We start from the raw sequence: 23,233 nt of genomic DNA, 5'->3' as shown, positions 1-23,233 counted from the left end.
GGTGTCGGGGATCAGAGGCGGCGTCCCGCGGATCAGGCCGCGGGGTGATGGCTGACGACCGCGCCCGCCTGACCGTGACGCGCGTCCGCTGCGCCGATCGTCGTCGGCGAGTCGTCGCCGGGGCGCCGCACTGACAGCGCCGCGAAGACGAGGCCGAGCAGCACGGGCAGGTGGGATGCGATCCGGGCCGCGGTGATGGTGTCGGTGACGGCGTCGTGGACGACGTAGCCGGCGAGGACGGCGGTGAAGACGGCGAGTACCACGAGGAGCCCGGCGCGGGCCGGGCGCCACCAGGCCGCGACGATCATGCCGACGCCCAACGCCATTGCCCAGGCCGTGGTCTCGTTGAGCACGTGACCGGCGGACGTCGGAGACATGCCGAAGTCGTAGCCGGCCATCTGTGCCATCGCGACACCGATCTGCCCGCAGCCGGACATCGTCAGACCTGCACGGACGAGGTTGCGGCGCAGCAGTTCCCGGGTCTGTACGGCACGCGACACCGGGTTGACACCCACTCCCGCAAGGATCGATGCGGTGAGATCGTCGGACCGCGTCCCACCGAGTGCCCCCAGCGAGGAGGCTTGAGTATCGGCCCGGATGTACCAGGCACAGCACTCCGAGCACTCCTCGAGGTGCTCGTCCACCCGCGCGGCTGGGACGCCCTCGTACTCGCCGTCGAGCCGAGCCGACAGCGCTTCGCGGGCCACCTCACATCTCATCCTCACGATGATGACCCACCCGTGCGGTCACGCCAACTCACCGATGCCCGGCTCAGCCGTCGGTCATCGTGTTGACAAGTCCAGATCCCGGCCATGTGCGACTTCTCCTCCGCAGGAGTAGTCGCACGGGACCGCTGTGTGGTTCCGGGTCTATTCGTCTTTCGACCCGCAGGTGCAGTTCTCGCCGCACTGGCAGTTCTCGCACGTACAGTTCGGGTTGTCGCAGCCGGGTCGTGGTGCGTTTGATGAGATCATCATGGTTCTCCAGTCTATCGCCGGGATCACGCCGGTCGACGCCTTTCGTTGGCACGCTCGCCGACTCGTCTGATCAGGGTTCGGTGGGCTCCGGGACGGTCCAGCGATGCTCCACTTTGGCGAGTTTCCAGTAGGCGACGGCGACGATCCACGCGACGACGAACATGACGACGATGGCGATACCGGCGGTGTTGAGATCAAGGCCGCTGATCCAGGTGGTGACCCCGTCGTCCCACCCCATCTTGTCGTGCAGCACGCTCACCAGCTCGATCGTGCCGATGAGCATGGCCACCGCGACCGAGAGCGCGGTGATGGTCAGGTTGTAGTAGATCTTGCGCACCGGATGCGCGAAGGCCCAGTCGTAGGCGACGGTCATGAACATGCCGTCGAGGGTGTCCATCAGGCTCATCCCGCTGGCGAACAGCAGCGGCAGGACCAGGATCGCGTACCAGGGGAGGCCGGCGACGGCGCCGGTCCCGGCGAGTGCGAGCAGCGCGACCTCGGTGGCGGTGTCGAAGCCGAGCCCGAACAGCACGCCGACCGGATACACCTGGATCGGGTGTTTGATCCGGCGCATCACCGGCCCGAGCATTCGGGACAGGAAGCCGCGCCCGTCGAGGGCCTGTTCGAGTTCGTCGTGGTCGAACCGGCCGGCCCTCAGGGACCGGTACACCCGCCAGATCCCCATCAGGGCGACGACGTTGATCAGCGCGATGAGATAGAGGAAAGTGCCCGATGCCAGGATGCTGACGGTGCCCAGGGTGTGTCGCACCGGTGACTGTTCGTCGGTCAGGGTGGTGACCGCCCGGGCCCCGCCGATCACCAGCAGGGCCAGCGCGAACACGATCGTCGCATGACCCATGGCGAACCAGAAGCCGACCGACTTGGGCCGTTTCCCGTCGCTCATCAGCTTGCGGGTGGTGTTGTCGATCGCGGCGATGTGGTCGGCGTCGAAGGCGTGCCGAAGGCCGAACGCGTACGCGGTGAAACCGAGGCCGGCGCTGAAGACCTGCGTGCCGAGGTTGTAGTCGTGCGGGACGATGACGGCGAACAGGACGCCGAACCCGACGATGTGCATGGCGGCGACCACCGCCATTTGGATGCCGGCGTGTAACCAGTCGGTGCGGGTCCACCGCTGCGACCGGATCGGTGCTGATGTGCTCATGGCCTCACTCCTGGGAATTCGCGTCCCGATCAGATGGTGTGGGCCAGGGTCTGACTTCCCGTGCCGTCCGAGGACGGGCACGGGTCACAGTGGCGCGACCGCTCCGGATTTCCGCCGGATTCCTGGTGATGCCCACGCGTGAGGTGTGATGCTACACGCCGCGTTGTGCCTGGTCTGCCAGACTCGCGTTCTTACGGTCGTCCGTCGGAAGTGGCCGAAGGACGGTCGCACGTCCGGGAGACGAACCGCAGGTCAGGCCGACGTGAACGTCAGATACTGCCGGAACGGTATGGGCCAGTCCGCGCCGACGGCGATCCAACAGACTGCGACGACCACTGCTTCAGGTCTGATTCCCCGCATGGCTACCCCCCGATATGCCAACAACTGTTGTCACTGTAAGTGACCTAGGTCGTCCGACTCAACTCGGCGGGGTCGGCGACGGCCAGTGGGGCGTCGGTGGCGGCGGTGACATCGGCCGCCGTCACACCCGGAGCGAGCTCGCGGACCACCAGCGAACCGTCGTCGGTGACGTCGATGACCGCGAGGTTGGTGATGATCCGATCGACGACGCGTGCCCCGGTCAGGGGCAGGGTGCAGGTGTCGACGATCTTCGACGATCCGTCACGTGCGGTGTGCTCCATGACGACGATGACGCGTGCCGCGCCGTGCACCAGGTCCATCGCGCCGCCCATGCCCTTGACCATGGCGCCGGGCACCATCCAGTTGGCGAGGTCACCGCGCCGTGAGACCTGCATGCCGCCCAGGATGGCCGTGTCGACGTGGCCGCCGCGGATCATGCCGAAGGAGAGCCCGGAGTCGAAGAACGCCGCTCCCGGGTTCACGGTCACCGTCTCCTTGCCGGCGTTGATGAGGTCGGCGTCCACGTCGTCGTCGGCGGGGTAGCCGCCGGTGCCGAGGATGCCGTTCTCCGAGTGCAGGATCACGCGGATGCCGGCGGGCACGAAGTCGGGGACCAACGTGGGCAGCCCGATTCCGAGGTTCACGTATTGCCCGTCGCGCAGCTCGGCGGCCGCCCGTGCGGCCATCTGGGGGCGGGTCCAACCGGTGGGTGTGGTGCTCATGATCGTGCTCCTGACGATGCGACGGTGCGCTTCTCGATCCGTTTGTCCTGGAGTCCGGTGTGCACGACGCGGTTCACGAACACGCCGGGCAGATGCACCGAGGCCGGGTCGATGTGGCCCGGCTCGACGAGCTCTTCGACCTGCGCGATGGTGATGCGCCCGGCCATCGCGGCCAAGGGGTTGAAGTTCATGGCGGTCTTGGCGAAGACCAGGTTTCCGTCGGTGTCGCCGAGCCGGGCGTGGACGAGCGCGAAATCCGTGGTGATCCCGTGTTCCAGCACGTATTCGCGGTCGCCGAAGATGCGTGTCTCCCGGGGTGGTGAGGACACCGCCACCGAGCCGTCGGCCGCGTACCGCCAGGGGATTCCGCCGTCGGCAACGGGTGTGCCCACACCCGCGGGAGTGAAGAAGGCGGGGATGCCGGAGCCGCCGGCGCGCAGACGTTCGGCCAGTGTGCCCTGCGGGGTCAGCTCGACCTCGAGTTCACCGGCCAGATACTGGCGGGCGAACTCCTTGTTCTCACCCACATACGACGCGGTGACCCGGCGTATCCGCCCCAGCGACAGCAGGATTCCGAGTCCGTGATCGTCGACGCCGCAGTTGTTGGAGAACACCTCCAGATCGGCGGCGTCGCACTGCGCGATCGCTTCGATGAGCGCATCGGGTATGCCGCACAACCCGAAACCGCCCACGGCGAGGCTGGCCCCGTGACCGATGTCGGCCACCGCCGCTGCGGCGGAGGCGAAGATCTTTGATGCCATGGTTCTCCCTACCGACGACCATTCAACGGACGTCACGTTCTAGTCCGGCCCATTCTGTGGGCGTGGGGATGACCTGGGAAAGGGGGAGGACCGAGAATCCATCGTGTTTGCTCGCGGTGTGGTCGCGCGGTCGCGGGAGCGTCCACTGAGTGAACACCTACACTGGGCTGATGAAGTCGAGCGAGTCCGGTGTCGGCGTCGTCGCCCGGGCCGGTGCGGTGCTGCGTGCGGTGGGAACCGCTGAACCGGAGGGGTTGTCGACCACCGAGGTCGCCCGTCTGTCGGGCATCGCCCGACCGACCGCACACCGCCTGCTCAGCGCACTGTTCGACGAGGGTTTCGTCGACCGCGATCCGCGGACGGGTGTCTGGTCGTTGGGGCCCGAGCTGTACCTGCTGGGCATGAGTGCCGCGAACCGGTACGACATCACCGACCACGCGAACGACGTGCTCCGCGTCCTCGCCCGGGAGACAGGTGAGAGTTCCTTCCTGTCGGCGCGGCGCGGCGACGAAACCGTCTGCCTGGCAAGTCAGGAGGGCAGCTTCCCGCTGCGTTCACACGTGCTGCACGAAGGTGTCCGGTTCCCCCTCGGCGTGGCGTCGGCCGGTCTGGCGATCCTCAGCCACATGCCCGAGCGTGAGATCGACGACTACTTCCGGCGTACGGATCTGACGGCGCAGTGGGGAGCCGATCACGCGGAGGCTCCCGTCCGGACACGGATCGCGACCACCCGGCGACACGGCTACGCCGTCAACCCGGCACTGCTGGTGGAGGGGAGCTGGGGTATGGGTGCGGCGGTCTTCGACCGCTGGGGCCAGCCCGCGTGGGCATTGAGCCTCACCGGTGTGGAGACCCGATTCAAGGCCGTCCGGCGTCGTGAACTCGGACGGCTGTTACTCGAACAGGCGCATGTGCTCTCGACACGACTGAACAGTGTCGCCGGACGGTGATGCGGAGCCGTCGACTGACATGCGCCTGACCGGCGTCACCCGGATGGGCAGGGATTCCCATGACCGCAGCGTGTTGTTGAGGCGGCGTCGAGCGGGTGCGGTGAACTCGATGGTTTCGACCCGGTTGGCCAGCGCGGTGAGCAGCGCCTCGGATTCCAGGCGTGCCACGTGCTGTCCGACGCACTGGTGGATTCCCATCCCGAACCCGACGTGTCCGGACGGATCTCGCGCCAGGTCGAACTCGTCGGGGCGATCCCACCGCCGTGGGTCGCGGTTGGCCGCGCCGAGGAACATGAGGATCTTCTGCCCATCGCCGATGGTGGTGCCGCCGATCTCGACGTCGCGCGTCGCGGTGCGGAAGAAGGTCTGGACCGGCGACTCCCACCGGACCGCTTCGTCGAAGGCGGTGCGCGCCAGCGCCGGGTTCTCCCGCACCCGCTGCCACTGGTCCGGATGCGAGGCGAAGGCGTACAACACAGCCGCCAGTCCGTTGACCGTCGTGTCCACGCCGGCGGTCAGCAGCGAGCGGACCACGAGGGGTGCCTGCTCGGCGGTGATGTCCCCGCGGTCACTCGCCGCCCAGATCTGCGCGCCGAAACCGTTGTCGGACAGGACGTCACGCTGGCATTGGGCATTGATCCAGGCGGACAGCCCCGGCACACGGGACGCTCCGGCCTCGACGAGGGAGTTGGTCGGCCCGAACGCGTTGAACACGTGGTTGCCATACGGCAGCAGGTTCTCCCGGCCCGGGACCGGGATGCCGACGGCGTCGGGGAACACGCGGAGCGGAAAGGCCTGTGCGAGTTCGGCAACGGCATCGAATTCGACGGCGCGGTCGAGTACCTCGTCGACGAGCCGCTCCGCGTCGGCGATCCAGTCCTCACGCAGCCGGCGCAGCGCACGCGGCCCCAGGATCGTGGAGAGGACCGCCCGCGGTGAATCGTGGTGAGGCGGGTCGGCCTCGAGGAGCAGGCTCGGTGGCCGCCAAGGCTTTTCATACCGGAAGTTGCTGAGTCCGACGCCGGCGGCGGACTGGAAGGACTGCCAGTCGGTCAGAGCGGCGTGCACCTGGTCGTAGCGGGCCATCGCGTAGACGCCGTAGGTATCGAGAAGGACGACGGGCCCCGCTTCGCGCAGCTCGTGTTGAAACCGGAGGGGATCGGCGAGGACCTCGAGTACGAAGGGATCGGTGTCGATGGTGGGGATGGGTGTCGTCGGCGGTGCGGACATCACGGAGGCTTCCTTGCGTTGTTCAGAGAGTCGGCGTTCAGAGTTCGTTGTTCAGGGATCGTTGTTCAGAGATCGAGGACGAGCCGGTCGGACCGCGACCGCGATACGCAGACGAACATGCATGTGCCACTGTCTCGTTCGTCGTCGTCGAGGATCGAATCGCGATGCTCGGGTTCCCCGGCGAGCACCGTGGTCTCACATGTTCCGCACAGTCCCTCGCGGCATGACGACAGGACGCCCACACCGGCATCGGCCAGCGCGTCGAGGACGGTGCGCTCCGGGGTGACGGGGAGGGTACGGCCCGACCGGGCCAGTTCGAGGACGAACGGTTCGGTGCGCGCGGGTGTGTCAGACCGTTCGGCACGGAATCGTTCGACGCGCAGCCGGCCGGGAGGCCAGGTCGTGGCTGCGGCGACGGCGTCGTCGAGCATCGAGCACGGTCCGCAGACGTAGACCCGGCTGTCCCCGCCCGCATCGGCGAGCAGTGCGCCGATGTCGATCCGGCCGCCCTCGTCGGTCGCGACAATGCTGACGCGGTCGCCGTAGGGGGCGAGCTCGTCGGTGAAGGGCATCGTCGCACGCGAATGCCCGGTGTAGACGAGCTTCCAGGTGGCCCCGACGAGCTCGGCCTGATGGATCATCGGAAGCATGGGGGTGATTCCGATTCCGCCGGCGACGAAGACGTACTTCGCGGCAGGCACCATGCGGAAGTTGTTGCGCGGGCCCCCGACACCGACGAGATCGCCGACAGCCAGGACATCGTGCACGTAGGCCGATCCGCCGCGTCCATCGGACTCGCGTCGAACCGCGATCCGGAAGGTGTGGGCATCCCACCGGTTTCCGCAGAGCGAGTACTGCCGGGTGAGGCCGGTGGGCAGGATGAGGTCGATGTGCGCGCCCGGCGCCCAGTCCGGAAGACGTCGGCCGTCTGGATGTTCGAGCGTGAGGGCGATGACGTCGTCGGCGACGGCGTCCCGGGCGGTCACGCGCAACAGGCTGGTCGTCCCGGATGGGGGCTGCTCCATGGGTCGTCTCCTCGAATCTGGTGGTCGACTCAGGATGGCGTCCCGCGAGTCGACGACCACAGCCCCTTCTCAATGATTGAGAGAGAACCTTGTGGGCCAGATCATGAAGTCCGGGTGGATGTCGAGGCCATCACTCGGGAGATACCGCGGGCGCACGCCTGAACCGCGGGCACCTTGGCGAACGCCGAGTCGTCGTTCGGCATGATCAGCCCCAGGGCTGCGACGACGGTGCCGTCGCGTCCGCGGACCGGGGCGGCGATACCGGTGGTGTCGGCGTAGATGTGGCCGGGACAGAGGGCATAGCCCTCGCGACGGATCCGTGCGAGCGTGGTCCGCAACTGCGCCGGTGTGTGGATGGTGTTGCGGGTGAACGCCTTCATCGGGGCGGCCATCGCCAACTCCTGACCGGCGGGGTCGGCGTGCGCGAGCAACACGAGCCCCGATGAGGACGCGTGGGCGGGTAGGCGTCCGGCAATCCGGGAGTAGTTCACGACCTCGCCGGGCGAGGACAGGCGCTCGACGAACAGCACCTCGGTACCCTCGAGGATCGCCAGTTGCACGTCGTAGCCGATGACCTGATGCAGATCCTCCATGAACGGCATGGCGGCCTCGCGCAATCCGAGCGTCGGTGATGAGCGGGAGGCGATCTCCCACAATCGCATCCCGATACGGACGTCCTTACCGTTCCGTTCGAGCCATCCGACGCGCACCAATTCCTCGATCAGTCGCGACGCGGTTGCCACATGGAGCCCGGTGCGGCGTGCGATGTCCCCGACGGTCAGCGCTTCATCGTCGATCCCGAAGGCCTCGACGACGCGCACCGCCCGCGAGACCACCGACTCGCCGGTCGCCACACGCGGCATCCATCCAGTCCGATCTTCCGTCGCCGATCATCCACCGCCACGATAACGCGGGGTCAGGCCATCGCAGCCGCTTGCGGCCGAGTCACTGGGTTCCTGTGCTCGCGCTGACGGTGTCCGACACGCGCGGTCGTTTCGTGCCCGTCGGGTCGGTGAGCGCGGCAAACCACACTGAACCACTCGTCGGTCGGTGCCGTAGACTTCGGAAGGTCTGATCGGCGCCGCCTTGGCTCGGTCAGACCGTGATTGTCGCGATCGTCGCGGCCAAACCCGGCTGACCGGGAGATTCGGCCACGAGATCCGCCAGTCCCGCTCTCGTAGCTCAGGGGATAGAGCACGGCTCTCCTAAAGCCGGTGTCGCAGGTTCGAATCCTGCCGGGAGCACCACACCGTCGAGCGTGCGCACGCTCGACGATGAGCCGTGCACGCTCGACGATGGGCTGCGCACGGTCGACGAGGACGGGGTCGCGGCGTGGTGGTGTGGGGTGGCGCGTCGGGGGTGGTCCCGACACAACGACGGCGCGCTACCGTATCTGCATGAGCGCTGCAGCGGGGTCCAAGGTCGTGTTGGTCACGGGTGCATCGAGCGGGATCGGGGCCGAGGTGGCGCGTCAGTTCCTCGAACGCGGCCACACCGTCTACGGGACGAGTCGGCATCCCGAGACGGTGACCGACCCGATACCGGGGGTGCGGTATGTGCGCCTCGACAACGCCGACTACCAGACCGCGACCGCCTGCGTCGCCGAGATCGGCGCCGTCGACATCCTGATCAACAACGCGGGGGAGAGCCAGGCCGGCGCCCTCGAGGACACACCGATCGAAGAGATCGAGAACCTCTTCCGCACCAACGTCTTCGGGCCGGTGGCCCTGACCAAGGCGGTGCTGCCAGGCATGCGTGAGCGCCACAGCGGGACCGTCGTGATGGTCGGGTCCATGCTGTCGAGCTTCCCGGTCGCCTTCCGATCCAACTATGCCGCAACGAAATCGGCTCTCAAGGCTTTCGCGCTGGCCACCCGCCGTGAGGTCGCGCCCTACGGGATCCGGATGATCTCGGTCGAGCCGGGCACGATCGCGACGGGGATCGGCGACCGGCGCAGCATCCACATCGGCGCCGACTCGCCGTACCGGGGCGAGTACGAGACGCTCGCGGCCGCCACGAGACACAACGAGGAGTCCGGGATCGACGCGGCCACGATGGCGGCCGTCATCGTCGACGCTGCCCTCGCCGAACATCCCAAACCCTTCTATGCCAAGGGAAACCGGGCGGGCCTCGTCTTCACCCTGCGGCGCCTGATGCCGCGTCAGGTCATCCTCGACATGACCGCGCGCATCCACGGCCTGTCCCGGGTCAAGAGCTGAGCCGACGATGCGAATCACGCTGCGGGTCATCGGGATCGGCCCGGGCAATCCCCGCCAGATCACCCTGCAGGCGATCGACGCGTTCGCCGACGTCGATGTGTTCCTGCTGTTGGACAAGGGTAGCGAGAAGCAGTCACTGGCCGCCTTGCGTCACGAGATCCTGTCCCGGCATGCGCCCGAAGGACACCGCGTCGTCGAGGTCGCCGATCCGCCGCGCGACCGCAACCCCTATGACTACCGCTCCGAGGTGACCCGCTGGCACGCCGCCCGTGCGGCCCTGTTCACCGATGTGCTGCGCACCGAGCTCCCCGCGGGCGGGGTCGCGGCCTTCCTGGTGTGGGGCGACCCCGCGCTCTACGACAGCACACTACGGATCGTCGACGACCTGTCTGCTCAACCCGATCTCGACCTCGACGTCGAGGTCATCCCGGGCGTGACCAGTGCTAGCGCGCTGACCGCGGCGCACCGGATCACCGCCAACCGAGTCGGCGAACCCGTCCATATCACCACCGGTCGCCGGCTCGCCGACACACCACACGGGGCCGACGCAAATCAGATCGTCATGCTCGACGGCGATCTCGCCTTCCGCCGAACCGCCCGTCCCGACGACCACATCTGGTGGGGAGCCTATGTGGGCACCGACGACGAGATCCTGATCAGCGGTCGGGTCGCCGACGTCGGCGAGCAGATCGCGGCCGCCCGCGAGGAGGCACGACGGCGGATCGGCTGGATCATGGATATCTACTTGTTGCGAAAGATGCACTGACCCGCCGAGTCGGCCGTCGACGGGTTCGCGGGCAGGTCGACGGCGTTGCGCGGGGCGCGACGTCGCCCGGCGCTTCACCAGATCTCGTCGAGCGCGGTGAGCAGGTCGTCGCGGATCTCGGTGCGGCAGATGACGAAGTCGGGCATGTACGGCTGCGGCTGGTTGTAGACGATCGGCGAGCCGTCGAGCCGACTGCAGTGCAGACCCGCGGAGAGCGCGACACCGACGGGTGCGCAGTTGTCCCATTCGTACTGACCGCCCGCATGCACGTAGGCGTCGACATCGCCGCGCACGACGGCCATCGCCTTGGCACCGGCGGACCCGATGCCGATCATGTTCAGCGACAACCGCCGCGACACCCAGGCACTCTCGTACGACCCGCCATAGCGGGAGGCAGCCATCCTCCCGGTGAGCGGGGTGACCGGCGGGTCGACGGTGTCGCTGCGGAACAGCTCGCCGACGGCGGGCAGCGACACCGCCGCGGTGGTGACCGCGCCACCCTCGGTCAGGGCGACGTGCACCGCCCAGTCAGCCGTCCCGGACGCGAACTCGCTGGTGCCGTCGAGCGGATCGATGATCCACACCCGATCCGTCGAGGACCTGTCACCGATGTCAGCGCCTTCCTCGGAGAGCACCGCGTCGTGCGGGCGATGACGGACCAGCACGTTGGAGATCCACGCCTGAGCCATCGCGTCACCGACGTCGCCGAGGTGCCGCCCGCCCAGCAGCCCGCCATGCCGTACTCCGAGCAGGATCTGCCCCGCACCATCGGCGATGTGCGCCGCCAGGTCGGCATCGGAATGGCGGGAGATCATCCCCTTACTAGAGCACACTGGAGACATGCCCGAGCTTCCCGAGGTGGCGGCGATCGCCGAGTACATCGACTCTCGAGCGGCCGGATTCCCGATCCGGCGTGTCGACGTGGCGTCGTTGGCGGTGCTGAAGACGGCGGATCCGCCCTACACCGCACTCGCCGACCGCGTCGTCGAATCGGTCGGCCGGATCGGCAAGTACCTGATCATCCGAACCGTGCCCGGCACGTCGGATGGATCCGAGTCGGTGATCAACCTGGTCATCCACCTCTCCCGCGCAGGCTGGCTGCGCTGGAGCGATCAGCTCTCGCAGACCCCACCGAAACCCGGGGGCAAGGGGCCGATCGCGCTGCGCGTGCACTGCGGTTTACCCGGAGAGGGGTTCGACGTCACCGAGGCCGGCACCCAGAAGCGGCTTGCCGTATGGGTCGCACGGGACGTGACCGACGTCGACCGCATCGCCACCCTCGGCCCGGACGTGCTCGCGCTGACGCGGGCGGAGTTCGGTGATCTGCTCGCCGGCAGCTCCGGCCGGATCAAGAACGTCCTCACCGATCAGCGCACGATCGCCGGGATCGGCAACGCGTACTCCGACGAGATCCTGCACACCGCCAAGCTCTCGCCGTTCGCGACGGCCAAGACGTTGAACCCGGAGCAGGTGGACACCCTGTACGACGCGACGAGGTCGGTGCTCGCCGACGCGACGAGCCGGCTCGAGGGTCAGGAGGTGGCGCGGCTCAAATCGGAGAAGCGGACCGGGTTGCGGGTACACGCCCGAACGGGTCTGCCGTGCCCGGTCTGCGGCGACACGGTCCGTGAGGTCTCCTTCGCCGACCGATCTTTCCAGTACTGCCCGACGTGTCAGACCGGTGGCAAGGTGCTTGCCGACCGACGGATGTCGCGGCTGCTGAAGTAGACCGGCGCGCGGTGAATCCGAGAACGCCGGGTCTCGCTGTGGCGGAACAGCGCTGAGCAGGCAAAACCGCACCGGCACCGCACAGGGCGTAGGGTCGGACCTGGGTCGGATGGGTGAAGAATGCGGATTCTCGTCGCGGCCCTATCGCTGTGTCATCGCGTCGGGTCCGCATGGGGGCCGTCCGATGTGAACGAGGTGGCCGTGAGAGTGCTGGTGGTCGACGACGACGTGCGTGCGGCCGAGACGGTCCGTCGGGTCCTGGCCAGCGAGGGCTGGAGTGTCGTCGTGGCCGCCGACGGCGCGGAGGGCCTGTGGCGGGTGACCGAAGAGCCGTTCGATGCGGTGGTGCTCGACATCATGCTGCCCAAACTCAACGGGTACCGCGTCATCGAGGAGATGCGTCGGCGCGAGATCTGGACACCGGTCGTGATGCTGAGTGCCAAGGACGGCGAGTACGACCAGGCCGAGGCCCTCGACTGCGGCGCCGACGACTATCTGGTCAAACCGTTCTCCGTGGTGGTGCTCAAGGCTCATCTTCGCGCGGTACTACGGCGCGGGGAACGCGAGCGACCGGCGGTGCTCGCCGCGGGCAGCCTCACGCTGGACCCCGCCGAGCGCAGGGTCGCCCGCGGCGACACACCGGTCACCCTGACGCCCCGCGAGTTCGCGTTGTTGGAGTTCCTCATCCGCAACAAGGGCACTGTCGTGTCCAAGACGCTGATTCTGAGGTCGATCTGGGACGAGAACTATGAGGGGGACGAGAACATCGTGGAGGTCTACATCCGGTATCTGCGCAAGCGCATCGACGACCCGTTCGGGGTGCACTCGATCGAGACGGTTCGGGGCGCGGGCTATCGGCTCTGCGAGGTCTGAGGGTCCGGGTTCCCGCGGCCACGCGTCGTCGAGCGCCCCGGCGTCACGGCCATATCGCTCAGTTCGCTCTCCGCTTCGCGCGGTCGTTCTGGCGCGGCAGCAGGGGCGCTCAGCGGCACCCTGATGGTCACCGCCGCACCACCGGTGGCGGCCTCGCCGACCTCGACGGTTCCGCCGTGGGCGTGGACGATCTCGGCCACGATGGCGAGCCCGAGCCCGGCACCGAACTGATTGCGCCGATCCACGTCGATACGTGCGAATCGTCGGAACACGAGGGCCCGGTCCTCCGGCGGGATTCCCGGACCGTCGTCGGCGACCGTCACCGAGGCGAAACCGTGGTCGGTGCGCATCGTCACCGACACCATCGAGCGGGCATGCCGGACGGCGTTGTCGATCACGTTGCGCACGGCCCGTGCGATCTTGTCGCCGTCGCCGACGAGCCGGATCGGGGTGACGTGGGCACGGATCCGAGCCGCACCCAACGACCGCACCCGGGCGACTTCGGCGGTGACGATGTCATCGAGATCGATCTCCTCGGCGTGCAGTTGCAGCCCGTTCTCGTCCGCGCGGGCGAGGGTGAGCAGATCGTCGACCATCACCTGCATTCGCGTGGCCTCGGGTAGCAGGATGGTGCGCACGGTGTCGAGATCGACCTCGGAGTCGGTGTCGTCGGCCAGCCCGAGAATCCCGACGACGGTCGTGAGCGGGCTGCGGAGTTCATGCGAGGCATCCGCCACGAAACGCAGCTGTGCCTCCCGGCTGTTCTCGAGGCGCGCCAGCATGCCGTTCATGGTCGTCGCGAGGGTGTGGATCTCGTCGTCGGCCTCCGGCACCGGCACCCGTCGCTCCAGGTCCTTGGCGGTGATGTCGTTGACCTGGTGGGTGATTCGGGAAACAGGACGGAGCGAGCGGCCCACCAGGAGATAGACCGCCCCCGCTGCGACGAGGACGAGGATCGGGATCTCCGCCAGCAGGATCGTCGCTGTGACCAGTTCGCTATGGCGCAGGCCCGACGAACGCTGCAGGGCGACCACTGTGTAGTAGGCGCCGTCGTGCTCGGCGCCGACAGCGGTCGCACAGAACTCGCCGTCGACCCCTGGGACGACGACGCCGTCGAAGTAGCGGTACACCTGCGGAGGTTGATTCCCCTCCACGACTGGAGACGTCGGGACTCCGGGGGATCTCGCGACCACCTGACCGCCGGAGTCGATGACCTGGATGATGTCGGCACCCGCGCCCGGCATGAGGTCGTCGCGTGAGAGGCCGCCGATCCCGTCACGGTCGATGGTGGCGGCGACCTGGTGGGCCTCGCGCTGCGTCGACTGATACATGGCCTCGTTGTTGGCCGACCGCAGCATGTACAGCATGGCGGCGCCCCCGACCAGAAGGGCCACCGTCACCACCACGGCGGCGATGATCGTCGCCTGCATGCGCATGCTGCCGCGCGATCGAACCAAGCGCGGCAACCTGTTCCGCACGTTCACCATGGTCAGACAGCCCTTCGCCCTGCGAGGGCATGTCTCCCAATTCCCTTTGCGGGTCTTGGCGGCTCGTTGGTCCTCTGGCGGCGTTGTCGTCGGTCACGATAGCTGCCGCTTCGCTCCCTCCTCCGCCTTGCCAGAGAACCAACGACTCCGCCAATACCTCGCAGAAGAATTGGGAGACACGCCCTAGTGGACGATGATATTCCGACGAACGCATGACGGCGAGGACCGTTTTTTCAGCAATCCTTCAGGAGCACCGGCGCATGGTGGGCGCATGACCGCCATGAAGTCGACCGCGTGGCACCTGATGCAGGTGTTGCATGCGCGCGGCGTACGCACCGTATTCGGTGTGCACGGCGCGAACATCGAGGACATGTACGCCGCGGCACACGCCGTCGGCGTCACCGCCGTGGTCGCGAAACACGAGTTCGCGGCGGGTGCGATGGCCGACGGCATCACCCGACTGACCGGCCGCCCCGGCGTCGTGATGACGACCTCCGGTGGGGGTGCGATGAACGTCGTACCCGCCCTCGCCGAGGCCTACGACAGCCGGGTCCCGGTGCTCGCCCTCATCGGGAGCGCACCGACGACCCTGGCCGGCCAGGGTGCGTTCCAGGACATGCTGAACCCGCCGGACACCATCGACCTCGTGGGCCTGTTGGCCGCGGTGACCGGCTCGTGTTCGGTGATCGCGGCGTCCGAGTCGGCGCCGGGCGCGCTCGCGACCGCTTTCGCGACCCTCGATCGGGGGCTGCCCGCCGCACTGGTGATCCCCAAGAACATCCAGGCCGAGCCCATGTCGCCGGTCGCCGTGATCCACCACGAGGGAAACAGCCCGGTCGACGAGTCGGTCGACGTCCGGCTCGAGGCGCTCGCCGAGCGGATCGCCGCGGCCGCGACGACACCGGGACGCGTCTGCCTGTGGGTCGGCGAGGAGGCCTCCTGGCAGCGGCTCGGTCCCGCCATCGCCGGACTCGCCGACCTGATCGGCGCGAGCGTGGTGGCCTCACCCGGCGGGCGGGACGTGATGGCCGCCGAAACCGGATTCGCCGGCCTGACCGGCGTCATGGGTCACCCCAGCGCCGCCGATGCGGTCCGCGCCGCACACGTGTGTGTCGCCGTCGGATGCCGGATGTCGATCACCGACCGGGCCGGGCTCGACGACGCCCTGCACTCCACGGACGTGACCTACATCGGCTCTCACCGAGCGCGGTTCTCCGGATGCGCGGAGATCATCGGCGACGATGTCGCCCGATCGGTCCGGATGCTGGCGAAGTTCGTCGCCGCCCGGCTCGATACGGCCGTGGGCCGACCCGCGACGCCGCTGCGGTACCTGCCGGCGTCCCCGCCGGCGCCCGGATTCCAGGGCCTTGGTGCGGTGATCGAGACCATCGGCGCGCAGCTGCCCTCACCGTGCGCGGTCTTCGCCGACGCCGGCAACGTCGGCGCCGCCGCCCTGCACCATCTGCCGTTCTCACCGATGCAACGATTCGTTGTGGCGCTCGGCATGGGCGGTATGGGGTACGGGATCGCCGCCGGCGTCGGCAACGCGGTGCGCTGCGCCGCCGAGGGGGACCCCACCCGCACCGTCGTGATCGCCGGGGACGGTGCGTTCTATATGCACGGCATGGAGATCCACACCGCCGTCGAACATTCCGCCCCGCTCACCCTGATCATCCTCAACAACGACGCCCACGGCATGTGCGTGACCCGTGAGCACCTTTATTTCCCGGACACACCGACGGTGAACCGATTCAGGCCGGCGGCGCTCGCCGACGGACTCGACGCCATGTTTCCCGACCTCGTCGTCCGGCACGCGGGCAGCGTAGACGACATCGAAACCTGTTGTGCCGAACTGTTCTCCGATACCGGACCCAACTGTCTCGTGATCGACGTCGATCCCGAGGAAGTACCCCCGTTCGCCCCGTTTCTGGAAGGACTGCGATGACCGTGACAACCCCGTTGGCCGATCTCGGCGATCAGGCGATGACCCTGCCCGGCATCACGCGGATCGAATCCCATCCCCGGAAGGTGGCGACCCCGATCCTCGTCGACCGGCTCCGATCGGTCTACCCACACCAACAGATCTACGGTGATTTCTGCCCGGTCCAAGGATATGTGGACGCGCCGCCCCGGGATCTCTACAACTGGTTGTCGGACACCCGGTCATTGGAGGAATGGACCTACAGTCTGCGCGGGTTCACCGAGACCGACGAGCCGGGACTGTGGGTCGCCCACGACCGGCTCGGCGACCACACCGAGATCTACACCCGCACCATCGCGAACCCGCATGCGATGACCGTCGATTACCACTGCGCGTGGGACCAGGGCAATCACCTGTGGATGATCTACCTGATGCGGGTGGTCGACGCCCAGGTCGTGCTCGACAAGCCCGGATCGGTGGTGTTGTGGACGAACTGCCACCACCCGTTCTACGACGATAACCCCTATCCCGAGACCGCGCCCCCGGAGCGGCCGGTGTGGGTCGGTGACTTCTGGGACATGTTCTCCGCGGGCCACCAACTCGAACTCGAAAACCTCACGGCGATCGCCGAGTATCGCCACCACAACGGGCTGCCGCTCTGCCCGGATTGGATGCGATCATGACCACGACCACACCGCAGGAGTCGATCCTGGACCTCGCCACCTACCTCCCCGAAACCAGGGTTCCTGCAGACTATTTCGTCCAGTACGCCGAGGACGACGCGCTCATCGACAATGTGATGTTCCGGGCGCCGGAGTTCCGGCATCACGCCGCCGACGGCGAGACTTCCGCGGACATGATGGTGACGGCGGCCCATGTGCTGACCGACCGGCACGGCGACGACTTCTTCGACGACGTCGACGCCGTCCTCACCCACAGCCAACTCCCCGAGGTGCCGATCCGCGGATGCGGCGGAGAAGTGGCACACCGCTTGGGGCTACGACCGTCCACAGTCCTCGACGTACACAACGGCGGCTGTGTCGCCTTCATCCACCTGATCGACCTGGCGGGGGCGTTGCTGCGCGCGAACGGCGGCCGCCGGGCCCTCATCGCCCTCGCGCAGAACAGCGCCGCACAGATCTTCACTCAGGAACAGGTGCGCGGCAAGGCGCAGGCCGCGATCCCAGGCGACGGCGCCGCGGTGGCCGTCCTGACCGCCGAAACCGACTCTGGCAGCCCGATCCTGGGACTATCGTGCCATTCCTACGGCCAGTACTCCGGCGACATGACCGGTGTCACCGAACCGCCCCGCAAGTACTGGGAGGCGGGCACCGGACAGCTCCACATCGGGTTCACCGAGGCGAAGATCGCCAAGGTCCTAGCCCGCGGCAACCGGATGGTGCCCGAGGCCGCCATCGAGGTGGCCGACTCGGTCGGTATCGCACCCGCCGACCTCGACTGGCTGGTGACCAATCAGCCCAACCGGATATTCCTGCGGAACTGGCGTGAAGCACTGGAACTTCCAGAAGAACGTCATCCGGATACCTTCGACGAGTGCGGAAATATGTTCGCCGTCGGCATTCCCGTCACTCTGGACACCGCGATCAGCGATGGGCGGATCCGCGAGGGCGACGTGGTGATGATGGCCGCGTTCGCCCACGCCGGCGACTTCGCCGGCGCCGCGGCGCTCCGGTGGGCAGGTCGGCGGTGAGCCCACCGGCGGGGCCGAGGGGACCGGCGTGCGCCGACGACGCGGTGGTACGGCTGGGCCTCAACGAATCCGCCTACGGTCCGCTGCCGGCCGTCGCCGAGGTCCTGCGGGAGGGTGTGTCCGACACCAACCGTTACCCCGACTTCCTGCCCGACGACACCCGGGCGCGGATAGCGCAGCATCTGCGCCTGCCGGGTGCGCAGGTCACAGTGGGCGCCGGTGCCACCGGCGTGGCTCTGGCCGTGTTGCAGGCCGCACTGCGGCGGGGCGCCGCCCGCGGTGTCGATGCGCCGGAGATGCTCACGGCCACACCGACCTTCGACGGCTACCCGATCCTCGCCGAGATGCTCGGGATGCGGCTGGAGGCCGTGCCGCTCGACGACGTCGGCCGGGTCGACCTGGCGGCGATGCGTGCCGCGGTGACCGCGCGCACCGTCGCCGTCGTCGTGTGTTCGCCGCACAACCCGACCGGATCGGTGGTCGACGAGTCCGAGCTGCACGAGTTCGTGCGTTCCCTGCCGGCCGGTGTGATCACCGTGTTCGACGAGGCGTACGTGGAGTTCTCCCGGCACTCACCCGACCTGTGGCGGCTGATCCGGACCTTCGACGACCTGCTGGTCCTGCGCACGTTCTCCAAGGCGTACGGGCTCGCGGCGCTGCGGGTGGGATACGGGGTTGGCGGGCGACAGATCGTGACCGAGGTGCGACGGTTCGAGCTGCCGTTCGGGGTGGGATCGGCGGCGATCGCCGCGGTACCGGTCGCGTTGGCCGCGGAAGATGAACTGGCCCAGCGAGTCCGGTCGATGCGTGCGGAGCGTGACCGGATGGCGGACATGCTGAGGGCGATCGGGTGCCCGGTGCTGCCCAGCGAGGGCAACTTCCTGTTCCTGCCCGGCATCGAGGGCGTCGCGATCGGGCACCTGCTGCGCGGCTGCGGGGTATCGACGAAGGAGTGCCGCGGCCACGGCACCCGCATCACCGTCGGGGACCGCTCCAGTACGGACTATCTCGTCGCGTCGCTGCGGTTGACCGCCCAGACCGCCTGAGCGGTAGGCCCTGAAGTCGACGCGTCAGGGGTGCGCTGACGCGTCGGTGTCGATGACTGCCCGGTGTCGTGAGGTCTTCAGGGCCGGAAGGTTCGGTAGGTTGGCAGCCGTGAGCCCAACGACACGTCAGAGGATCCTGATCACCGGCGCCAGCTCCGGTCTCGGCGAGGGGATGGCCCGGGCCTTCGCGGCGCAGGGGCGGGCGCTGGCCCTGTGCGCGCGGCGTCTCGACCGTCTCGACGCGCTGGCCGACGAATTGCGCCCCGCCGCGGCCCAGGTGGCGACGGCACGCCTCGACGTCACCGACACCGACTCCGTGCCACGAGTGATCGGCGGACTCGCCGATGAACTCGGCGGCCTCGACCGCGTCGTGGTGAACGCCGGACTCGGGAAGGGAGCGCGAATCGGCACCGGCAACGCGGCGGCGAACATCGAGACCGTCCAGACCAACCTCGTCGGCGCGCTCGCCCAGATCGAGGCCGCCCTCGAGATCTTCCGGGCCCAGAACGCCGGGCACCTCGTACTGATCAGCTCGATGAGCGCCATCCGCGGCCTGCCGGGGGCGCAGGCCGCCTACTCGGCGTCCAAGGCCGGGCTCTCGGCGCTCGGGCAGGGATTGCAGGCCGAACTCGCCGGTTCGCCCATCCGGGTGTCGGTTCTGCTTCCCGGCTACATCGAGACCGACATCAACCGTGGGGTCAAGACCGCGATGATGACCGACACCGACAAGGGCGTCGCGGCGATGGTCGCCGCGATCGAGAAGGAGTCGGGGTGGGCACCGGTGCCCCGCTGGCCGTGGGCGCCGATCGCCGTCGCGTTGCGCTACCTTCCCGCAGGCATCACCCGGCGGATGGTGTGACGCTCGCCGACGGCGGCGTCGGCAGCGACCACACCACCGGGTCCGACTTGTAGTCGAGGGCGGAGTTCGAGGTGGTGTCGGCCCAGTAGATCACCTGTCCGAGACGCTGATCGGGGTCCGCGACCGACACCAGACAGGTCGAATAGGAGTCACCGCGTCGCATCCGTTCGGGCACGGTGGTGACCGGACATCCCGGCAGGCCCGGTGTGGATGCGAGTGTCAGCGCGGCGTCCCGGCCGTCGGCGCTGCCCGCGAAGCCCACCGTCGTCGGTGCCGGCGCGACGCGCGACGACAGCGACGTCACCGTGACGTAGAAGAAGTAGGCCGTGCCCCCCTTGGTGATTTCCTCCGGCACGCCCTGCGCGACGGTGATCCCGGTGACGGTGAACATCGCCCGAGAACCGTTGGCAGCGAAGGCATCGGCCGGCAGAATCGCGCTCTCGCCGAAGGTCAGGGCGGTGCCCGGGCCGGTGCGGACCGGCTGGCCCGGTGGGGGCGTGACCGCGGCGCTCATGGGTACCGAGGTGGGTGTCTCCCGATCGTCGGACGACGAGGACGACGCGCACGCCGCGGTCATGGCGGCGACGACGCACAGGGGCAGGCACACACGCCCGAGCGCGCGCAGTGCAGTCGGTGTCGGTCTCACGTTGCGTAAGGTAACCGATGTGACGGCAAAGCAAGGGCAGGTGGTGGCCCATGGCGCGTTCGCGTTGTTCAGCGCGCGTCGTCGGGACGAGGTCGGCGAACTGCTGACCGACATCTTCGGTCGCGACGACGTGTCGGCGTTCGGCGCGGACTGGCGCGGCATCGTCTACTTCACCCTCCATGACGACCCGGAGATCGCGTCCGACACCCTCGTCGGATTCGATCCGTCCAGTGGTGCGTCGGGACCGTTGGCGTCTGTGGACGATGTGCTCGGGGCGGTACGGTCCGGCGAGATCGCCGACGCCGTGGACGGTGCCTCGTTCGATGCGTGGCGGGTCGCGACCGGTCAGCGTTCGCTGGACATGGGCGACTGCGTGCCGCCCGCGGTGTTCGAGTTCATGGGCGGCGATCCCACCGAACGATCCAGCGAACCGCAGGATCTCGTCACCTTCATCGCGGTCGCCGCCGCGTTGATGGGCCGACTGGAGGCCCTCGGCGTGCAGCCCGGCGACGAGATCCCCGACGAGGTCTTCGACGAATCCCGCTGGCAATAGCGGACTTCCCGCTTGCGGCAGGTCAGGTGGTTCCTCCCCGGAAATCGGGCCATCCGCCACCTGCAGAGGGGGACGACCCGAGTTCCGGGGGACGAACCGAGTTCCGGGGGACGAACCTGGGTTACGCCGTGCGGCCGCGGTGCGTGCGGTACCAGCGGACGAGCTCGTCGGTCGACGAATCGTCCTGCGGCGCAGGTGATTTCGCGTCGACGATGACGCCGAGCAACTCCTTGGCCTGGGTCTTGCCGAGTTCCACACCCCACTGGTCGAACGGGTTGATCCCCCAGATCGAACCCTCCACGAACACCTGATGCTCGTAGAGGGCGACGAGCTGGCCGATCACCGACGGCGTCAGTGTCGGCGCGAGGATCGACGTGGACGGCCGGTTGCCCGGCATCACCTTGTGCGCCACCACATTCGGTGCGACCCCCTCGGCGGCGATCTCGTCTGCGGTCTTGCCGAAGGCCAGCACCTTGGTCTGGGCGAAGAAGTTGCTCATCAGCAGGTCGTGCATGGACCCGGTGCCGTCCGCCGTCGACAGGTCGTCGGTGGGTTCGGCGAAGCCGATGAAGTCGGCCGGGATCATCCGGGTGCCCTGATGCAGCAGCTGGTAGAACGCATGCTGACCATTGGTGCCCGGTTCACCCCAGTAGACCTCGCCGGTGTCGGCAGTGACGTGATGCCCGTGTGCGGTCACCGATTTGCCGTTGGACTCCATCGTCAGCTGCTGCAGGTAGGCGGCGAAGCGCGCCATGTCGTTGGAGTAGGGGAGCACCGCGCGCGACCCGGCATCCCAGAAATTGTTGTACCAGAGACCGATCAGGCCCAGGATGACCGGAGCATTCTGCTCGAGCGGAGCGGTGCGGAAATGTTCGTCGACGATGTGGAAACCGGACAGGAACTCGCCGAAACGCTCCTTGCCGATGGCCGCCATCACCGAGAGTCCGATGGCCGAATCCACCGAGTAGCGACCGCCGACCCAGTCCCAGAACCCGAACATGTTGGCCGTGTCGATCCCGAACTTCGCCACCTCGGTGGCGTTGGTACTCACCGCGACGAAGTGTTTGGCCACCGCGTCGTCGCCGGCGCCGAGCTGCTCGAGCACCCAACGTCGCGCGGCCGACGCGTTGGTCAACGTTTCCAGCGTGGTGAAGGTCTTGGAGGCGATGATGAACAGCGTCGTCTCGGCGTCGAGGCCGGCGAGCGTGGCGACCATGTCGGCGGGATCGACGTTGGACACGAAGTGACAGCGGATGTTGGCGTCCACATAGTGGCGCAGCGCCTGATACACCATCACCGGACCCAGATCCGACCCGCCGATGCCGACGTTGACGACGTCGGTGATCGCTTTGCCGGTGTGGCCCTTCCACTCACCGCTGCGCAGTTTGTCGGTGAACGCGCCCATCGCGTGGAGCACCTCATGCACGTCGGCGACCACGTTCTGCCCGTCGACGTGCAGCGTGGCATCGGCCGGCAGGCGCAGCGCGGTGTGCAGGACGGCCCGGTCCTCGGAGGTGTTGATGTGGGCGCCGGCGAACATGTCGTCGCGACGATCCTCGAGGCCGACCTCACGGGCCAGAGCGGTGAGCAGATCGAGTGTCTCGCGCAGCACGCGGTGCTTGGAGTAGTCGATGTGCAGATCGCCCACGTCGATGATGAGTTCGCTGCCGCGGCCGGGGTCGACCGCGAAGACCTCACGCAGATGCATCGCAAAGACGTGGGGCTGATGGGCGGCGAGCGCCTGCCAGGACTGCGTCGCCGTGATGTCGTCGTGGTCGCTGGTGTCGAAGTCGCTGCCGGAGACGTCACTCATGGGACTCACCCTATGCGGTCGGTGACCCGCCTGCGATGCCATCCGAGGTGAACGTTCAGCGTCCCAGTGGGCCGCGGCCCAGACGCAGCAGCAGCATCGCCAGCGTGTGGCCCTCCTGGCCGAGCTCGGCGAAACGATCGAGCACCTTCACCTCGCGACTGTGTACCAATCGCGGACCACCCGACGCCATCCGCGCGGCACCGATCTTCTTCGACACCGCCGAACGACGTTTCACCGAGGCCAGGATCATCGCGTCGAGCCGGTCGATCTCCAGACGCAGCTGGTCGATGTCGTCGGGGAGCGCGGCCACATCGTCGGACAGGTCATAGTCGTCCACGTCGAACGCGATGGCAGTGGCCTGGTCGCCGGCCTGTTCGTCGGGTGTCTTCGCGTCAGTCACCCGACCGATTTTGCCACGGGGTCG

23 protein-coding genes and 1 tRNA gene are annotated in these 23,233 nt (G+C 67.9%); 12 read left to right on the top strand and 12 right to left on the bottom strand.

From position 1 onward, the window contains the following. Positions 1–32: 32 nt before the first annotated feature. From GORHZ_RS07030 to GORHZ_RS07010, 4 genes are all read right to left on the bottom strand, one after another. Complete coding sequence (locus tag GORHZ_RS07030) at positions 33–719, bottom strand: zf-HC2 domain-containing protein (RefSeq protein WP_083877210.1); 687 nt, start codon at positions 717–719, stop codon at positions 33–35. A 328-nt stretch (positions 720–1,047) separates the two neighbouring features. After that, entirely contained in the window at positions 1,048–2,139 is a 1,092-nt protein-coding gene (nicT, locus tag GORHZ_RS07020; protein WP_006331521.1) for a Nickel transporter NicT, read from the bottom strand. A gap of 404 nt (positions 2,140–2,543) precedes the next feature. After that, the gene (locus tag GORHZ_RS07015) at positions 2,544–3,221 is read right to left on the bottom strand and encodes a 3-oxoacid CoA-transferase subunit B (protein ID WP_006331519.1); all 678 of its coding nucleotides are present in this window, start codon (positions 3,219–3,221) and stop codon (positions 2,544–2,546) included. Then, positions 3,218–3,982, bottom strand: a complete 765-nt coding sequence (locus tag GORHZ_RS07010; RefSeq protein ID WP_006331517.1) for a CoA transferase subunit A — start codon at positions 3,980–3,982, stop codon at positions 3,218–3,220. Before GORHZ_RS07010 ends, GORHZ_RS07015 begins: the two co-directional genes overlap by 4 nt. 170 nt (positions 3,983–4,152) lie before the next feature. On the opposite strand from GORHZ_RS07010, the gene GORHZ_RS07005 reads away from it, so the two are divergent. Beyond that, a complete protein-coding gene (locus GORHZ_RS07005) occupies positions 4,153–4,932 on the top strand; it encodes an IclR family transcriptional regulator (RefSeq protein WP_040530515.1) in 780 nt (259 codons plus the stop codon). Here the strand turns inward: GORHZ_RS07005 and GORHZ_RS07000 are convergent. From GORHZ_RS07000 to GORHZ_RS06990, 3 genes are all read right to left on the bottom strand, one after another. Continuing rightward, complete coding sequence (locus tag GORHZ_RS07000; protein WP_006331514.1) at positions 4,876–6,162, bottom strand: cytochrome P450; 1,287 nt, start codon at positions 6,160–6,162, stop codon at positions 4,876–4,878. The genes GORHZ_RS07005 and GORHZ_RS07000 overlap by 57 nt on opposite strands. Positions 6,163–6,227: 65 nt before the next feature. After that, positions 6,228–7,187 (bottom strand): PDR/VanB family oxidoreductase, encoded by a 960-nt coding sequence (locus GORHZ_RS06995; RefSeq protein ID WP_006331512.1) that lies wholly within the window; start codon positions 7,185–7,187, stop codon positions 6,228–6,230. 101 nt (positions 7,188–7,288) lie between these two features. Next, positions 7,289–8,050 carry an IclR family transcriptional regulator gene (locus GORHZ_RS06990; protein ID WP_006331510.1) on the bottom strand — a complete coding sequence of 254 codons (762 nt, stop codon included), beginning with the start codon at positions 8,048–8,050 and terminating at the stop codon, positions 7,289–7,291. A 308-nt stretch (positions 8,051–8,358) separates the two neighbouring features. On the opposite strand from GORHZ_RS06990, the gene GORHZ_RS06985 reads away from it, so the two are divergent. The 3 genes from GORHZ_RS06985 (at position 8,359) to cobF (ending at position 10,172) form a co-directional block, all read left to right on the top strand. Beyond that, positions 8,359–8,434, top strand: a tRNA-Arg gene (locus tag GORHZ_RS06985). Positions 8,435–8,584: 150 nt separating this feature from the next. Further along, entirely contained in the window at positions 8,585–9,406 is an 822-nt protein-coding gene (locus tag GORHZ_RS06980) for an SDR family oxidoreductase (protein WP_006331508.1), read from the top strand. Positions 9,407–9,413: 7 nt separating this feature from the next. Next, complete coding sequence (gene cobF / locus GORHZ_RS06975) at positions 9,414–10,172, top strand: precorrin-6A synthase (deacetylating) (protein ID WP_006331507.1); 759 nt, start codon at positions 9,414–9,416, stop codon at positions 10,170–10,172. Positions 10,173–10,246: 74 nt separating this feature from the next. On the opposite strand, the gene GORHZ_RS06970 is transcribed toward cobF, so the two are convergent. Continuing rightward, positions 10,247–10,987 (bottom strand): 3'(2'),5'-bisphosphate nucleotidase CysQ, encoded by a 741-nt coding sequence (locus GORHZ_RS06970; protein ID WP_006331506.1) that lies wholly within the window; start codon positions 10,985–10,987, stop codon positions 10,247–10,249. Between the two features lie 25 nt (positions 10,988–11,012). Here GORHZ_RS06970 and GORHZ_RS06965 point away from each other — a divergent pair, with 25 nt between their 5' ends. Next, the gene (locus GORHZ_RS06965; RefSeq protein ID WP_006331505.1) at positions 11,013–11,900 is read left to right on the top strand and encodes an Fpg/Nei family DNA glycosylase; all 888 of its coding nucleotides are present in this window, start codon (positions 11,013–11,015) and stop codon (positions 11,898–11,900) included. A gap of 201 nt (positions 11,901–12,101) precedes the next feature. Beyond that, positions 12,102–12,773 (top strand): response regulator transcription factor, encoded by a 672-nt coding sequence (locus GORHZ_RS06960; protein ID WP_040530541.1) that lies wholly within the window; start codon positions 12,102–12,104, stop codon positions 12,771–12,773. Here GORHZ_RS06960 and GORHZ_RS06955 read toward each other — a convergent pair. Beyond that, a complete protein-coding gene (locus GORHZ_RS06955; RefSeq protein ID WP_245551362.1) occupies positions 12,752–14,230 on the bottom strand; it encodes a sensor histidine kinase in 1,479 nt (492 codons plus the stop codon). The genes GORHZ_RS06960 and GORHZ_RS06955 overlap by 22 nt on opposite strands. A 301-nt stretch (positions 14,231–14,531) precedes the next feature. Here GORHZ_RS06955 and GORHZ_RS06950 point away from each other — a divergent pair, with 301 nt between their 5' ends. The 5 genes from GORHZ_RS06950 to GORHZ_RS06930 all read left to right on the top strand — a co-directional run bounded on the left by GORHZ_RS06950 (position 14,532) and on the right by GORHZ_RS06930 (position 19,797). Further along, positions 14,532–16,205, top strand: coding sequence for a thiamine pyrophosphate-binding protein (locus GORHZ_RS06950; protein WP_006331501.1), 1,674 nt, complete (start codon positions 14,532–14,534; stop codon positions 16,203–16,205). Beyond that, positions 16,202–16,864, top strand: coding sequence for a hypothetical protein (locus tag GORHZ_RS06945; RefSeq protein ID WP_006331500.1), 663 nt, complete (start codon positions 16,202–16,204; stop codon positions 16,862–16,864). The genes GORHZ_RS06950 and GORHZ_RS06945 overlap by 4 nt, the downstream gene beginning before the upstream one ends. Then, a complete protein-coding gene (locus tag GORHZ_RS06940; RefSeq protein ID WP_006331499.1) occupies positions 16,861–17,892 on the top strand; it encodes a 3-oxoacyl-ACP synthase III family protein in 1,032 nt (343 codons plus the stop codon). Before GORHZ_RS06945 ends, GORHZ_RS06940 begins: the two co-directional genes overlap by 4 nt. Further along, the gene (locus tag GORHZ_RS06935; RefSeq protein ID WP_006331498.1) at positions 17,889–18,938 is read left to right on the top strand and encodes a pyridoxal phosphate-dependent aminotransferase; all 1,050 of its coding nucleotides are present in this window, start codon (positions 17,889–17,891) and stop codon (positions 18,936–18,938) included. The genes GORHZ_RS06940 and GORHZ_RS06935 overlap by 4 nt, the downstream gene beginning before the upstream one ends. 109 nt (positions 18,939–19,047) lie before the next feature. After that, a complete protein-coding gene (locus GORHZ_RS06930; RefSeq protein WP_040530514.1) occupies positions 19,048–19,797 on the top strand; it encodes an SDR family oxidoreductase in 750 nt (249 codons plus the stop codon). Here the strand turns inward: GORHZ_RS06930 and GORHZ_RS06925 are convergent. Further along, positions 19,778–20,443: a hypothetical protein gene (locus GORHZ_RS06925; protein ID WP_245551361.1), complete on the bottom strand. Its 666-nt coding sequence runs from the start codon at positions 20,441–20,443 to the stop codon at positions 19,778–19,780. The two genes, GORHZ_RS06930 and GORHZ_RS06925, sit on opposite strands and share 20 nt — an antisense overlap. A 19-nt stretch (positions 20,444–20,462) precedes the next feature. Here GORHZ_RS06925 and GORHZ_RS06920 point away from each other — a divergent pair, with 19 nt between their 5' ends. Further along, positions 20,463–20,996: a hypothetical protein gene (locus GORHZ_RS06920; RefSeq protein ID WP_040530511.1), complete on the top strand. Its 534-nt coding sequence runs from the start codon at positions 20,463–20,465 to the stop codon at positions 20,994–20,996. A gap of 121 nt (positions 20,997–21,117) precedes the next feature. Here the strand turns inward: GORHZ_RS06920 and pgi are convergent, their stop codons facing one another. Together pgi and GORHZ_RS06910 are read right to left on the bottom strand one after the other, a co-directional pair. Continuing rightward, positions 21,118–22,809 (bottom strand): glucose-6-phosphate isomerase, encoded by a 1,692-nt coding sequence (pgi, locus tag GORHZ_RS06915; RefSeq protein ID WP_006331488.1) that lies wholly within the window; start codon positions 22,807–22,809, stop codon positions 21,118–21,120. Between the two features lie 55 nt (positions 22,810–22,864). After that, entirely contained in the window at positions 22,865–23,209 is a 345-nt protein-coding gene (locus tag GORHZ_RS06910; RefSeq protein WP_040530537.1) for a chorismate mutase, read from the bottom strand. Positions 23,210–23,233: the final 24 nt, after the last annotated feature.

The organism is Gordonia rhizosphera NBRC 16068, from assembly GCF_000298195.1.
In the GTDB taxonomy this organism is placed as follows: Bacteria; Actinomycetota; Actinomycetes; order Mycobacteriales; family Mycobacteriaceae; genus Gordonia; species Gordonia rhizosphera.
The sequence above is the reverse complement of the archived record's forward strand: the minus strand, read 5'-3'. Positions and strand labels throughout refer to the sequence as shown.